This window comes from Streptomyces sp. NPDC048643, assembly GCF_040650615.1.
GTDB lineage: Bacteria > Actinomycetota > Actinomycetes > Streptomycetales > Streptomycetaceae > Streptomyces.
The window spans coordinates 70,554-83,512 of sequence record NZ_JBEZHO010000020.1 but is presented as its reverse complement, the minus strand read 5'-3'; the positions used below and the strand labels follow the sequence as shown (position 1 = coordinate 83,512).

Annotated in this window: 8 protein-coding genes, 1 tRNA gene and 1 other RNA gene; 3 read left to right on the top strand and 7 right to left on the bottom strand. The window is 73.9% G+C overall.

The window, feature by feature from the left end; genetic code table 11:
- Positions 1-212: 212 nt before the first annotated feature.
- From AB0C62_RS21230 to ffs, 4 genes are all read right to left on the bottom strand, one after another.
- Complete coding sequence (locus AB0C62_RS21230) at positions 213-2,066, bottom strand: hypothetical protein (protein ID WP_362975367.1); 1,854 nt, start codon at positions 2,064-2,066, stop codon at positions 213-215.
- 368 nt (positions 2,067-2,434) lie between these two features.
- The gene (gene purD / locus AB0C62_RS21225) at positions 2,435-3,688 is read right to left on the bottom strand and encodes a phosphoribosylamine--glycine ligase (protein ID WP_362975269.1); all 1,254 of its coding nucleotides are present in this window, start codon (positions 3,686-3,688) and stop codon (positions 2,435-2,437) included.
- Between the two features lie 124 nt (positions 3,689-3,812).
- Positions 3,813-6,122 carry a DNA polymerase III subunit gamma and tau gene (locus AB0C62_RS21220; RefSeq protein WP_362975267.1) on the bottom strand — a complete coding sequence of 770 codons (2,310 nt, stop codon included), beginning with the start codon at positions 6,120-6,122 and terminating at the stop codon, positions 3,813-3,815.
- 142 nt (positions 6,123-6,264) lie between these two features.
- An RNA gene (gene ffs / locus AB0C62_RS21215) (signal recognition particle sRNA small type) lies at positions 6,265-6,363 on the bottom strand.
- A gap of 71 nt (positions 6,364-6,434) precedes the next feature.
- Between ffs and AB0C62_RS21210 the strand changes: the two genes are divergently transcribed.
- A tRNA-Ser gene (locus AB0C62_RS21210) sits at positions 6,435-6,522 on the top strand.
- 166 nt (positions 6,523-6,688) lie between these two features.
- On the opposite strand, the gene AB0C62_RS21205 is transcribed toward AB0C62_RS21210, so the two are convergent.
- The 3 genes from AB0C62_RS21205 to AB0C62_RS21195 form a co-directional block, all read right to left on the bottom strand.
- Positions 6,689-8,500 carry a copper resistance protein CopC gene (locus AB0C62_RS21205; RefSeq protein ID WP_362975365.1) on the bottom strand — a complete coding sequence of 604 codons (1,812 nt, stop codon included), beginning with the start codon at positions 8,498-8,500 and terminating at the stop codon, positions 6,689-6,691.
- A 132-nt stretch (positions 8,501-8,632) separates the two neighbouring features.
- Positions 8,633-9,295 carry a GNAT family N-acetyltransferase gene (locus AB0C62_RS21200; RefSeq protein ID WP_362975265.1) on the bottom strand — a complete coding sequence of 221 codons (663 nt, stop codon included), beginning with the start codon at positions 9,293-9,295 and terminating at the stop codon, positions 8,633-8,635.
- A complete protein-coding gene (locus AB0C62_RS21195) occupies positions 9,282-11,345 on the bottom strand; it encodes a penicillin acylase family protein (RefSeq protein ID WP_362975263.1) in 2,064 nt (687 codons plus the stop codon). The genes AB0C62_RS21200 and AB0C62_RS21195 overlap by 14 nt, the downstream gene beginning before the upstream one ends.
- A 135-nt stretch (positions 11,346-11,480) precedes the next feature.
- On the opposite strand from AB0C62_RS21195, the gene AB0C62_RS21190 reads away from it, so the two are divergent.
- Together AB0C62_RS21190 and AB0C62_RS21185 are read left to right on the top strand one after the other, a co-directional pair.
- The gene (locus tag AB0C62_RS21190) at positions 11,481-12,074 is read left to right on the top strand and encodes an HhH-GPD-type base excision DNA repair protein (RefSeq protein ID WP_362975262.1); all 594 of its coding nucleotides are present in this window, start codon (positions 11,481-11,483) and stop codon (positions 12,072-12,074) included.
- A gap of 256 nt (positions 12,075-12,330) precedes the next feature.
- A complete protein-coding gene (locus AB0C62_RS21185) occupies positions 12,331-12,909 on the top strand; it encodes a DUF308 domain-containing protein (RefSeq protein ID WP_362975260.1) in 579 nt (192 codons plus the stop codon).
- Positions 12,910-12,959: the final 50 nt, after the last annotated feature.

The window sequence follows — 12,959 nt, the reverse complement described above, 5'->3', positions numbered from 1 at the left end:
TGTGCGGCCGACCGGCCGGAAGAGCGCCGGGCCGGACAAACCGGATTCGGACGAAACCGGTCGCGCGAAGCCACGGGGCTCGCCGGTTCGACTGGTTTTTCCGAATCGGTCTCGGTAAGCCGCGAGGGCCGTCGGCGCAGCCAGTGCTGCCGGATCTGCCGGATCTGCCGGGTCGACCGGTACCGCCGGCTCCGCCGGTGTGGCCGGAGCCGTCAGACCAGTCGGACCGGCTTCTCCGGGCGGACGCCGAGATGCAGGAGCCACTCGCGCAGGGGTGCGGGGTCACCGGTCTCTATGAGGGTGAGGACGCGGGGGCCGAGGTCGGCGGCGCGTTCCCCCGCGACGAGCAGGGAGGGGCCGTCCAGCCAGTCGAGTCCGGGGGTGGCTCCCGCGGTGTCCATCGCGGCGCAGCAGACCATCGCCGTGACGTGGTCCGCCAGCAGGTCACGGCCGGTGCGAGGCGGCTGGAGCGGGAACAGCGGAAGCGTCCCGTCGTCCCAGAGGGCGTGATCGGGTCCCTGCTGTTCCGCGCCTGCGGCGGGCGGCGCCGGAGCGGCCGCCTCCTCGCGGGCCACCTCCGCCGTGAGGCCGGCCGCGAGAGCCGCCGTCCGTTCGCTCCCCACCGCGAGGTCCGGGTCGTCCTCCTCGCCGGGGACGCCGATCCCTTCGTACGTCTCCGCCCCGTGCACGCCGAGGGCGGCCTCCGGGTCGAGGTCCGCGGCGGCGTCAGGCGCCGGCCGGTCCTCCGCCGGAACGGCCAGGTGGTCCAGAACCCGCGCCAGCGTCGGGCCGCCTGCCTCGGGCCGGCCGGGGTCGGCCGGGTGCCGGACGCCGAGCGCGTCCAGAACGCGGTGCAGACGGGCGGCGTCGGTGCGCCAGGTGCGGTCGACGACCTCGTCCGGATAGTCCTGCCAGTCGACCGGCGCCCAGTCGGGGCCTGCCTCCGCGGGACCGCCGTGGAAGAGCCGGGCCGCCAGCAGCGAGGTCGCCTCGTCCACCGAACCGGGTTCTTCGAGCAGGTCGCAGGCGGGCCGCTCGCCGAGCCGGGAGGTGAATCCCTCGGCCAGCCGGTCGCGACGGGACAGCTCGGTCAGTGCGGCGACGACGCCCACGTCCAGCCGGGACGGCCAGCGGCCCATCCGCCAGGCGGGCAGCGCGACCCGGGTCAGCAGCCGGTCCCAGCCCGCGTAGGCCAGGCCCACCTGTTCCTGGGCGACGATCCGCAGGCCGTAGTCCACGGCCTGTGCGCGTTCGGCCGCCGCCGCGGCGACACCCCGCTCCATCTCGGCGGCATGGACGCGGCAGCTGCGCAGCAGAAGCCGGGTCACCCAGCCCACTCCGGCCAGGACCGTGCGGGACAGCGGGCCGCGTCCGGGCTCCGAGGTCACGGCGACGGCCGCGTCCAGTCCTCGCACGAAACGGCGGGCGGCGGCTATGTCCGGGTGGGCCGACGGGCCCGTACCGGCGACGACCGGGGCGAGGACCGCGCGCAGTTCACCGACGCGCATCCACCACAGGAAAGGGGAGCCGATGACGAGGACGGGGGCGGCCGACGCACGGCGAGCGCGGTTCGCCGCGCGCGTCGCACCGCGGCCTCCGGCCAGGCCCTCCCGGTCGGTGTCCGTGTCGTCCGCCTCGCCGCCGCCCGCTGCGGAGCGGCCGTGCGCCCGGTGGGTGCGGTCCTCCAGCCAGCTGTCGCAGTCCGGGGTCAGGGCTATCGCGGAGGGCGCCGGGACGTCGAGACGGTCGGCGAGGTCGCGGACCATGCGGTACAGATCGGGGGCCGACGCCTCGGAGACCGGGACCGTGGGGCTCATCGCGGGCCGGGCGCGGGCGATCACGAGCGCGACGCCCGCCGCGGCGAGCAGGACGACAACGGCGAGGACCGTCACGATCCAGCGCACGGTCCCCCAGTGCCCGCCGACGATGTGGCCGGTGGCGCCACCGGCCAGCAGCACGACGGCGACGGCCGCGGGCAGCAGGGCGACGGCCAGCGCCCTGCTGCGGATCCGCAGCACGGCGAGAGCCCGGGAGCGCGCGGCCTGCGCGCCCACCTCCACACCCATACCGGTCACGACCGGACGTCACCCCCTACTGCCCGCCGGGCTCCGGCCTTCACGCGGCCGGTTCCGACGGATGTCCTGGCGTTGGTCACTCCCCCACTGTGGCACCCGCCACCGACATCGCAATGCCGGTGGGCCAAGTGCCGGAATGCTTTCGCCGCACCCTAGTTGGGGCCCCGGCCCCAGTCAGCCGGATGGGGCATCGGTCACTCGATGGAATGGCTCTGGGGAGAGGTGGATGACAGTGGGCGATGATCAGGCCCCCGGTTCCGTACAGAAACGGCCAGGCGGGAGGGGCCGGTTCCGGACACGACGGAACCCCGGACTCCAGTCTGGAGTCCGGGGTCCGGTGACGCCGTGGGGACCTGCGGCTATGCCTCGGCCGCCGCCTTCGCCGCGATGTCCGTGCGGTGCTGCGAGCCGTCGAGAACGATGCGGGCGACCGCCGCGTAGGCGCGCTCACGGGCCTCGACGAGGCCGGAGCCGGTCGCTGTGACCGAGAGCACACGGCCACCCGCGCTGACCACCGCGTCCCCGTCGTGCCGGGTGCCCGCGTGCAGGACGTACGCGTGCGGGGCGTCCTGCGCGGCCACCTCGTCCAGGCCGGTGATCGGGTCGCCCGTACGCGGGGTGTCCGGATAGTTGTGCGAGGCCACGACCACGGTGACCGCCGCGTCCTCGCTCCAGCGCAGCGGCTCCAGATCGGCGAGGGTGCCGGTCGCGGAGGCGAGCAGAACGCCGGAGAGCGGGGTCTTCAGACGGGCGAGGACCACCTGGGTCTCCGGGTCGCCGAAGCGGGCGTTGAACTCGATGACCCGCACGCCACGGCTGGTGATCGCCAGACCCGCGTACAGCAGGCCGGAGAACGGGGTACCGCGGCGGCGCAGCTCGTCGACGGTCGGCTGGAGGACGGTCTCCATGACCTCGTCCACGAGCTTCGGGTCCGCCCACGGCAGCGGCGAGTACGCGCCCATGCCGCCGGTGTTCGGGCCCTCGTCGCCGTCCAGCGCGCGCTTGAAGTCCTGGGCGGGCTGGAGCGGGACCACGGTGGTGCCGTCGGTGATCGCGAAGAGCGAGACCTCCGGGCCGTCGAGGAACTCCTCGATGACGACGCGGTCGCAGGCGTTGGCGTGCGCCCGCGCGGCGTCGAGGTCGCCGGTCACGACGACACCCTTCCCGGCGGCGAGTCCGTCGTCCTTCACGACGTATGGCGCGCCGAAGGCGTCGAGTGCCTCCTCGACCTCCTCGGGCGTCGTGCAGACGTACGAGCGTGCCGTGGGGACGCCGGCACCCGCCATCACGTCCTTCGCGAAGGCCTTGGAGCCCTCCAGCTGCGCGGCCTCCAACGAGGGGCCGAAGCAGGGGATGCCCGCCGTGCGCACGGCGTCGGCGACACCGGCGACCAGCGGGGCCTCCGGGCCCACGATCACCAGTTCGGCGCCGAGCTCCGTGGCCAGCGCGGCCACGGCGGCGCCGTCGAGGGCGTCGACCGCGTGCAGCTCCGCCACTTCCGCGATCCCCGCGTTACCGGGGGCGCAGTACAGGGCGGTGACGTCGGGGTCGAGGGACAGGGAGCGGCACAGGGCGTGTTCGCGGGCGCCGCCACCGATGACAAGGACCTTCACGGGGGTCAGCCTAGCCGCCGGCCGAGACCGCCCTTGTGGGGGCTTCCGAAGACGGAGGCCTACGGGGTTGGTGCGATCCTCCGAGGAGGGGCGATCCCGGGGTGTCGTCACCCGGTCCGGCCGCTCACTCGTTCGAGAACTCCTCCATGACCGTCGCGCCCAGCTCCCGGACGATCAGGTCGTGGCCCGAGAGCGCCGACTCGTCCAGGTCGGGGTCGTCGTCCTCCGGGGTGTCGTCCTCCGGGGAGACCGGATGCGGTTCGGGAGCCGGGGGGCGGGCGGACGCGGACGGGCCCCCTCCCTGGCCATGGCCGCCCGACGGGCCGCTCTGCGAGGAAGGCGGCTGCGCGGCCGGTGCCGGGGATGAGGGGCGCTGGCCGGACGGGGACCCGCCGTACCCGGCGCCTCCGCCGTCGCCGCCGCCGTAGCTCCCGCCACCGCTGCCGTAGCCGCCGCCTCCGCCGCCGTAACCGCCTCCGGGCGGCGCGGTGGGCGGGGCCGAGCCGCCCGAGGCGTCGACGATCGCCTCGACCTTCCACTGCACGTTGAACTGCTCCGACAGCGCCTGGCGCAGCACGTCCTCGCTGCCGCTGCTCGCGAAGTTGTCGCGCGCCCCGGAGTTCACGAAGCCGATCTGCAGGGTCGTGCCGTCGAAGCCCGTGACCTGCGCGTTCTGGCTGAGGAGGATCCAGGTGAAGCGGCGACGGTTCTTCACCGCCTCCAGGATGTTCGGCCAGAGGGTGCGGGGGTCGGGGCCGCCCATGGCGGGTGCGGGAGCGGGAGTCTGCGCGGGCGACGCGGGCGCGGCCTGCTGCGGAGCGGGGCTCGCGGCGGGCGTTTGCGCGGGCTGTGCCGGCGACTGTCCGCCGCCCGCGGGTGCCGCCGTGGGCCAGCCGCCGGGACGCCTGCCGCTGCCGACGGCCGTCGCGGTGGGCCAGGCGCCGGGCGCGGAGCCCGCGGGGGGATTGGCCTGGGGCTGCTCCGGGGCGGGCGCCGTGGGGGCCGCCGCCGGGGCCGACTGCGGAACGGGCGCGGGGGGTGCCGTCGGCGCGACGGGCGCAGCGGCTTCGGGCACGGCCGCGGGAACGGCTCCGGTGCCCGTGCCGGGTCCCGCTCCGCGCGCCGCGGCACGGGCCGCCGCGGGGCCGCTGCCGGGCGGGACCGCCGGCGCGGCCTGCGGAGCCGGTGGAGCGGCCTGGTGCACCGGCGGCGCGGTGTGCGTCTTGGGTCCGGGGACGTATCCCATGGCCGGGGCCGCTCCGCCGCCGGAGAAGTTCACCCCGCGCTCGATGCGGTCGAGGCGGGCCATCACGGACCGCTCGTCCCCGTAGGCGGCGGGCAGCAGCACGCGCGCGCAGATCAGTTCCAGCTGGAGGCGCGGCGAGGTGGCTCCGCGCATCTCCGTCAGTCCGTCGTTCACGAGGTCGGCGGCGCGGCTCAGCTCGGCGGCGCCGAAGACCCCCGCCTGGGCCTGCATGCGCTCCACGACGTCGACCGGGGCGTCGATGAGCCCCTTCTCCGCCGCGTCCGGGACGGCCGCGAGGATCACCAGGTCCCGGAGCCGCTCCAGCAGGTCGGCGACGAACCGCCGCGGGTCGTTGCCGCCCTCGATGATGCGGTCCACGACCTCGAAGGCGGCGGCGCCGTCCCCGGCCGCGAACGCCTCGACGACCGAGTCGAGCAGCGAGCCGTCCGTGTACCCGAGGAGGGAGGTCGCCATGGCGTACGTCACACCGTCGTCGGCGGCGCCCGCCAGCAGCTGGTCCATCACGGACATGGAGTCACGCACGGAACCGGCGCCTGACCGGACGACCAGGGGCAGCACGCCGTCGGCGACGGGGATGCCCTCCTGGCCGCAGACCTGGCCCAGGTACTCGCGGAGGGTGCCCGGGGGCACCAGCCGGAACGGGTAGTGGTGGGTCCGCGACCGGATCGTCCCGATGACCTTCTCGGGCTCGGTCGTGGCGAAGATGAACTTGAGGTGCTCCGGGGGCTCTTCGACGACCTTCAGGAGGGCGTTGAAACCGGCCGACGTGACCATGTGGGCCTCGTCGATGATGTAGATCTTGTACCGGCTGCTCGCGGGGCCGAAGAAGGCCTTCTCGCGCAGGTCACGGGCGTCGTCCACACCACCGTGCGAAGCGGCGTCGATCTCGATGACGTCGATCGAGCCCGGTCCGTTGCGTGCGAGGTCGCGGCAGGACTGGCACTCCCCGCACGGCGTCGGGGTCGGACCCTGCTCGCAGTTCAGACAACGGGCCAGGATGCGCGCGCTGGTCGTCTTGCCACATCCGCGCGGACCGCTGAACAGGTACGCGTGATTGACCCGGTTGTTCCGCAGCGCCTGCTGCAACGGGTCGGTGACATGCTCCTGCCCAATGACCTCGGCGAACGACTCCGGGCGATAGCGGCGGTACAGCGCGAGAGACGACACGTCTACGAGGTTATAGGCGCCCACTGACAAGCAGGACCGTCCGAAGCTCTTCGCGGACGTGACCCCGGACTCGCTACCGGCCCGCGTGGTGCACCCGGCGGATCGAAGCCCGCCTCGCACTCGCCCGGACACCGGTCCCGGAAACGTGAGCGCCCCCCACGCACCCGCCAGAGCCAACCTACCCTTGCTGCCTTCCGGCCCTGGGGGAGTTCAGTCAGATAGCGCCACGTGAGGGGCTCCGCAAAGAGTACAGGATCCTGAGAGGGGGAACGAGTTCGCGAGCACTCCTCAACGTCTTGTATTGTTTGCCGCGGAGGATTCGCCTAGTGGCCTAGGGCGCACGCTTGGAAAGCGTGTTGGGGGCAACCCCTCACGAGTTCGAATCTCGTATCCTCCGCCAGTGCCTCACCGGGCACTAACGTCGAAGGGCCCCACCGCGAGGTGGGGCCCTTCGACGTTAGGGGCGCCGTACGCGGTCGCCAACGGGCGTACGGGCTGCGGGAACCGCCCGATCCGGGTGCCTGCCCGGATCCCCGCCGTGCGACCGTCCGGCGCCCTTCGGCGGCTCAGCTCACCCGGACCTTCCGCTCCACCGTGACCTGGTCGATGTCGGTGGTGCGGACCGTGGTCTTCATGGTCCAGGTGCCGGCGAGGGGGAGCGTGAGGGTGTCGGAGGTCCAGTACCCACCCTTGTCGGTGATCTCCGCGTCGATCGGGCCGACCTTCTGGGATTCCAGGGTGAAGGTGATGCGCAGTTCGGGGACGGTCGCGATGCCTCCGTCGGGGCCGAAGATCACGGCCTGCACCGAGTTCTCGCCCACCCGGCCCGGTGACAGCTCGACCTGGACCTTGCCGTGGCCGCCCGGGGTGCCGACGTCGAAGGGGACCTGCGTCGTCGACGAGGCCGGGTGGTCGGCCGCCGCGGTGGCGGCCGCGGTCTCCTCGGCCGCACGGCCGGGCTGCGTCCCCGTCAGCATCGTCGTGATCACCAGGACCAGGATGCCGACGGTGACCTCGGCGAGCACCGAACGCCGCAGCCCCTGACGGTGTCCGGCGTCGATCGCCCCGGCCGCCCCGCCGTCGTGCCCGTCCTCGGTCCCGACGTCGTGCCGGTCCTTCGTCGCTTCCGCCTCCGGTCCCTGCTCCTCCCCGTGGGCGCCCGCCCCCTCCTCCGTCTCGCCGGGGCCGCCGGCCGGCACCGCCACCGGTACGCGTCCGGCCGGGACCGTGACCGTGGCGCGCGGTGCCGCGAGCCGTGCCGTCCAGCGCCGCGAGAAGGCCGCGCCGGCGAGCAGCAGCGCCACGGCGCCGACCTTGACCAGCAGGAGACGGCCGTACGACGTCGAGGTCAGCGCGTCCCAGGAGCCGAGGCCGCGCCAGGACTGGTAGACGCCCGTGGCGGCGAGGACGGCGACCGAGGCGAGGGCGAGCCGGGAGAAGCGGGTGACGACGGCGGGGGAGACCGGCTCGGCCGGACGGTGGAGCGCGGTCAGCAGGGCGGTCAGACCGCCGAGCCAGACCGCCATGGCGAGCAGGTGCAGCACGGAGGAGACCATCGCCACCGGGACCTGGATGCCGGCGGACGCGTGCTCGGCGGCGGCCCAGGTGACCGCGAGGCCGAGGGCGAGGAGCCCGCCGAGCACGAGGACGGCGCGGCTCGGTGTCCGTTCGCGCAGCGGCGCCCGCAGGGGCAGGAGGACGGCGGCGGCGAGCAGCGCGAGGCGCGCCACCAGCACGATGCCGGGGCGGCTCGTCAGGGTGTGACTGAGGATCGCGGGGTCGAGGGCGTCGCCGAGCCCGGTGCCACGCTCGTAGGGGCCGCGCAGCAGGAGCAGGGCGAGGGTCGAGCCGAGCAGCGTCCACCAGCCGGTCAGCAACAGCCGCCGCACGGAACCGCGGTGGCCGCACGCGAGGACGAAGGTCGCCGCGCCGATGAGCAGCGCGAGTCCGCTGTAGGCGGCGTAGCGGGCGATGTCGTAGAGGCCTGCGGAGGCGGGGTTGCTCGCGGCGGCGGAGGGCAGCGGCGCGGCGGTCGCGGAGGGTTTGCCGATGGAGAAGGTGAAGGCGCCCGAGACGGGGTGGCTGTCCGCCGAGACGACCCGCCAGGCCACGGTGAACGTACCGGTCCCGAGGCCCCGGGGCAGGGTGACGCTCGCGGTGTCGGACCGGCCGTCGGCATGGCTCGGCGCACCGGTGTGGACGCGCCGGTTCTCGGGGGTGAGGACGCGGAAGGAGTCGTCGAGCAGTCCGACGGACTCGCTGAACGTCAGCGTCACCCGGCGGGGCGCCGACTTCAGCACGCCGCCGTCCTGCGGGTCCGTGCCGGTCAGCGCGGCGTGCGCGGAGGCGCCGCTCACACCCGTGAAGAGGACCAGCATCAGGACGCCGCCCAGCAGGGTCAGTACCCGGGCTCCGCGCCGACGGTTTCGCCGCCCGCTTCCGTTCACACGCCGTCTCCGTATTCGCATGGGCAGAGTCTCGGTTACGTACGGACCCGGACGGCGTCCTGCTCACCCCGCGGGCGAACCCTCCTCGAAGGACTCGCGGGTCAGGAAGAGGAGACGGGCGGGCTTCTCGGGCAGGTGGACCTCGGGCAGGTCGATCTCGGGCAGCACGATGTCGCCGGCGGGGACGAAGCCCTGGCGGGTCAGCCGTTCGACGGCCTTGGTGTTGCGGACGTCGGGTTCCACGACGACGCGCCGCCGGTCGAGACCGGTCAGGGCGTACGCCGTGAACGCGCCCAGCAGCGCGGCCGACCAGCCCGGCAGGCGGCCGCTCCCGGGGGCCGGGGGGCCGATCAGCAGGTGGATGCCGATGTCGCCGGGCTCGACCTCGTAGCACTCGCTGACGCGGTCCGCCCCGGGCTCGTAGGTCTGGAAGAGCGCGGCCGGCACGCCGTCCTTGACCGCGAGGAAGGCGTGGTGGGTGTCGAGCGAGTCGAGGTGCAGGAAGGTCTCCAGGACCTGCTGCTTCGTGAACCCGGTCATCCCCCAGTACGCGGCGCGCTCCGCGCTCACCCAGGCGTGGACGACGTCGAGGTCGGCGTGCGGGTCCACGGGCAGCACCCGGACCGTGCCGAAGCCCTCGACCGGTTGCTCGTGCACGGCGGCGCGGCCACCGGCGTACGGCTCCGTGGTCGTGGCTGCGGTGTCCGTCGTGTCAGCGGCCGTCATCGCTCTCCTTGGTCAGCGTCTTCCAGTCGGTGGTCACCGGAGCGAGTTCTCCGGCGAGCCACAGGGCGAGTTGATCACGGTGGTGGCCGGCGCCGGGAACGCCGTCCGCGCCGAAGGGCACCACCCAGAGGCTGGCGTCGCGGTCGGCGAGGTCCCAGACGTAGCGGGCGGCGGGTCCGCGCGCGCTGAGGTCGGTGATCCCGGGCACCGACGACGTGCACAGGACGCAGTCGTTGTCGCCGGAGAGCGCCGGTTCGTCGTACGAGGTGTCGGTCAGCGCGCGCCAGGGGGCGAGCCGGTGGGTGTCGCCCCAGGTACGGATGGCGGCCCGGTCGGCCACCTCCTCGACGGCTTCGCGCACGACCGTGTCGCGGTCGATGCCGTACAACTCCCGTGCGGTCAGCAGGTTTTCGAGGGCGAGGCCGACGCGGGGGGTGAGCGCGAGCCAGGGCAGGAAGACGTCCGGGTAGGCGGGCGGGTCGGCGAGGACGGCGAGCGCCGGGTGCGCGGCGAGCCGCCGTACGACCGCGCTCCGCAGCTCCGCGTACGCCGCCGCCGCGGTGCTGCCGGCGTCCATGTGCCGGTCCCAGCGCAGGAGTCGGTCCCTCAGCTCGGCGGCCGGGCCGGACAGGTCGAGAGCGGTGAGCCGGTCCAACAGGGCTTCCGCGGAGGCGAGATGGGTGTCCATGTGGAGGGCCGGCATGTCCGCGGCCGTCCACCTGCCCCCCGTGTCGAGGAGGCGCCGGATGCGGGCGGCACGGTGCGGCGGGGCGAACTCGATGCCGAGCGGGGCCGCCGGGCCGCGCTGGTTCGCCATCACGGCGACACCCTCCTCGACGGAGCCGTACGGCATCGTGTGCCAGCCGGTCCACTCGTGCCCGGGCTCCCAGGCGGGCACGATCCGCACGCGGTTGTCCGTGGCGCGGAGCGGGACGCGGCCCGCGACGCGGTGCAGCAGCCCGCCCTCGGTGTCGGCGGCCTGCACGACGTTCACCGGCTCGACCCAGCTGTCGAAGGCCCGGTCCACGTCGGCGACCCGGCGGGCCCGCAACAGCGGCAGGAGGGTGCCGAAGCCGAGGTCGTGGGTGACGCGCGGCGGATAACGGAGGCTGACGCCCTCCCCGGCACCGGCGTCCCCGATCACCACGGGTCCGCGGGCCGTCTCGACCACCTCGACCTCGACCGACGCGCCCCCGGCAACCTCCACGCGCTCCACGTGCCGGGCGGCGGCCCGCCACACCCCATCCGGATCGAGGGCCTCGACGGCCCCGCCCCCCGCGCTCCGCAGACGCTCCCGGTAGAGGTCCTGGTAGTCGGCCATGGCGTTGGTGATGGCCCAGGCGACCGTGCCGGTGTGGGCGAAGTGCGCGATGCCCGGGACGCCGGGGACCGCGATGCCGACGACGTCGAACTCCGGGCAGGCCAGACGTATCTGCTGGTAGACGCCGGGATCCTCGATGTAGCGGTGCGGGTCACCGGCGATGACCGGCTGTCCGGTGGCGGTGCGCTCGCCGCTCACCAGCCAGCCGTTGCTGCCGGCCGTGCCCGGGCCGTCCATGGCGAACAGGCCGACGGCGTCCGCGCCCAGCCGCCGCACGACCTCCTCGCGCCACAGCTTCGCGGGGAACCCGGCGAAGAGGATGTGCGTGCCGAGCCAGACCCCGAGCGGGCTCCACGGTTCCCAGCGGCCCGGGGTGAGACCGGTCGCGGCGAACTCGGGCGCGCGCCGGGCGCCTTCCGTCAGCCCGGCGTTGACCCCGTCGACGTACGCGACGATCCACGCGGCGGTCTCGGGGTCCCGCTCCTCCAGGGCCGCGAAGCAGCGCCGCGCCGTGTCGTCGAGCCGGGCCTGCCGGGCGAACCGGTCCCAGCCCACCGCCTCAGCGCCGAGGAACGCGGCCGAGGTGCCCTGCGAGCGGTGCCGTTCGACCTCCAGCTGCCACGCCCGGTCCACGGCCGTGACCCGACCCTGGGCGTGCGCCAGTTCCTGCGCGCTCTCGGCACGCAGGTGCGGTACGCCCCAGGCGTCACGGTAGATCTCGGCGGTCACGATCCGTCCCCACTCTTCTCAGGTTAGGCTCCCCTAACTTGCGTGCTCCGCGATCGTACGTGCCTGGGTGAGGGCCCTGTGGACCCGGGCGGCGGCGACCGAGCGTCCCGTCCCCGCACGCGGGATCATCGGTCCATGGACGTCACTCTTCACCTCGCCCAGCAGCCCGAAGCCGACGAACTCCTCGGCCGCAGCCCCCTCGCCGCCCTGATCGGCATGCTGCTGGACCAGCAGGTACCGATGGAGTGGGCCTTCGCGGGGCCGTACACGATCGCCCAGCGGATGGGGTCGGACGATCTCGACGCGCACGAGATCGCGTCGTACGACCCGGAGAGGTTCGCCGAGCTGCTCTCCGCCAAGCCGGCCGTGCACCGGTATCCGGGTTCCATGGGCAAGCGGATCCACCAGCTGTGCCAGTACCTCGTCGAGCACTACGACGGGGACGCCTCCGCCGTCTGGAAGGACGCCGGCACCGGCGCGGAGCTGCTCCGCCGCCTCAAGGATCTCCCCGGTTTCGGTCCCCAGAAGGCCCAGATCTTCCTGGCGCTGCTCGGCAAGCAGCTCGGGGTGCGGCCCACGGGGTGGCGGGAGGCGGCGGGTCCCTACGGCGAGGCCAAGTCCTTCCGCTCCGTCGCCGACATCACCGGGCCGGAGTCGCTGACGAAGGTGCGGGCGCACAAGCAGGAGATGAAAGCCGCGGCGAAGGCCGCGAAGGCCTCCGGCAAGTAACCCGGGTTCCTGTGAACCGGGGTTCCCTCTCCCCCGGCGCGGGTGCCGGCCCGTACACAGACCTTTCTTCGCCCCCTCCGCCCCTACCCTTCCCGTACCTGGGGCTCCGCCCCGTACCCCGCTCCTCCAGGGCCGGAGAGGCTGGATCCTTCCCGTAGGCGAGGGGTCGTGCCGGTCCACCCGCCCCACCCACCGGGCGGAACCCGTTCGGGTCACCCGAGTGGCTCCCCACCCGGCCCGTTCACAGCATGAGCCCATGACCCAGGCATCCACCGATCCGGACGGCCCCCTCCTCGAAGGGCCGCTGCACCTGCTCTCGCGCAGCGCCTGGCAGGCCGTCCTCGCCGCCGGGGTCGCGGCCCTGGCGCTCGGCGTCATCGTCCTGATCTGGCCCGGCGCCTCGCTCCTCGTGGCAGGCGTCCTCTTCGGCCTCTACCTGGTCGTCGCCGCGTTCGGCACCCACGTGGCGACCTCGCTGCGCGTGATGGCCTTCATCAGCGGCGCCCTGTCGATCGTGCTCGGTCTCTTCTGCTTCCGGGGCGCGACGCAGTCGATCCTGCTGCTCGCCCTGTGGATCGGCATCGGCTGGCTGTTCCGCGGCATCACCCAGACCCTGGTGGCCGCGTCGGACCCGAGCGTGCCGGCCCGCGGCTGGCAGATCGTCCTCGGGATCATCAGCTTCCTCGCGGGCGTCGTGCTGATCGTGTCGCCGTTCGAGTCCGTCGCCGTCCTGACGGTGGTCGGCGGGATCTGGCTGATCGCGGTCGGCATCACCGAGACCGTCGTCGCGTTCCGCATCCGCTCCGGTGCCCGGGCGATCCCCCGCTCCCTCTGAGGAGTACGCCGACCGGGTGCATCTGGCCGCCGACCCCGTGAGCTCCCCGC

What these genes read in the sequence shown, in the direction of transcription:
- AB0C62_RS21190 (WP_362975262.1), top strand. Translation starts at nt 11,481, where the DNA reads ATGGACGTCACTCTTCACCTCGCCCAGCAGCCCGAAGCCGACGAACTC.
- AB0C62_RS21230 (WP_362975367.1), bottom strand. Translation starts at nt 2,066, where the DNA reads ATGGGTGTGGAGGTGGGCGCGCAGGCCGCGCGCTCCCGGGCTCTCGCC.
- AB0C62_RS21200 (WP_362975265.1), bottom strand. Translation starts at nt 9,295, where the DNA reads ATGACGGCCGCTGACACGACGGACACCGCAGCCACGACCACGGAGCCG.
- AB0C62_RS21185 (WP_362975260.1), top strand. Translation starts at nt 12,331, where the DNA reads ATGACCCAGGCATCCACCGATCCGGACGGCCCCCTCCTCGAAGGGCCG.
- AB0C62_RS21205 (WP_362975365.1), bottom strand. Translation starts at nt 8,500, where the DNA reads ATGCTGGTCCTCTTCACGGGTGTGAGCGGCGCCTCCGCGCACGCCGCG.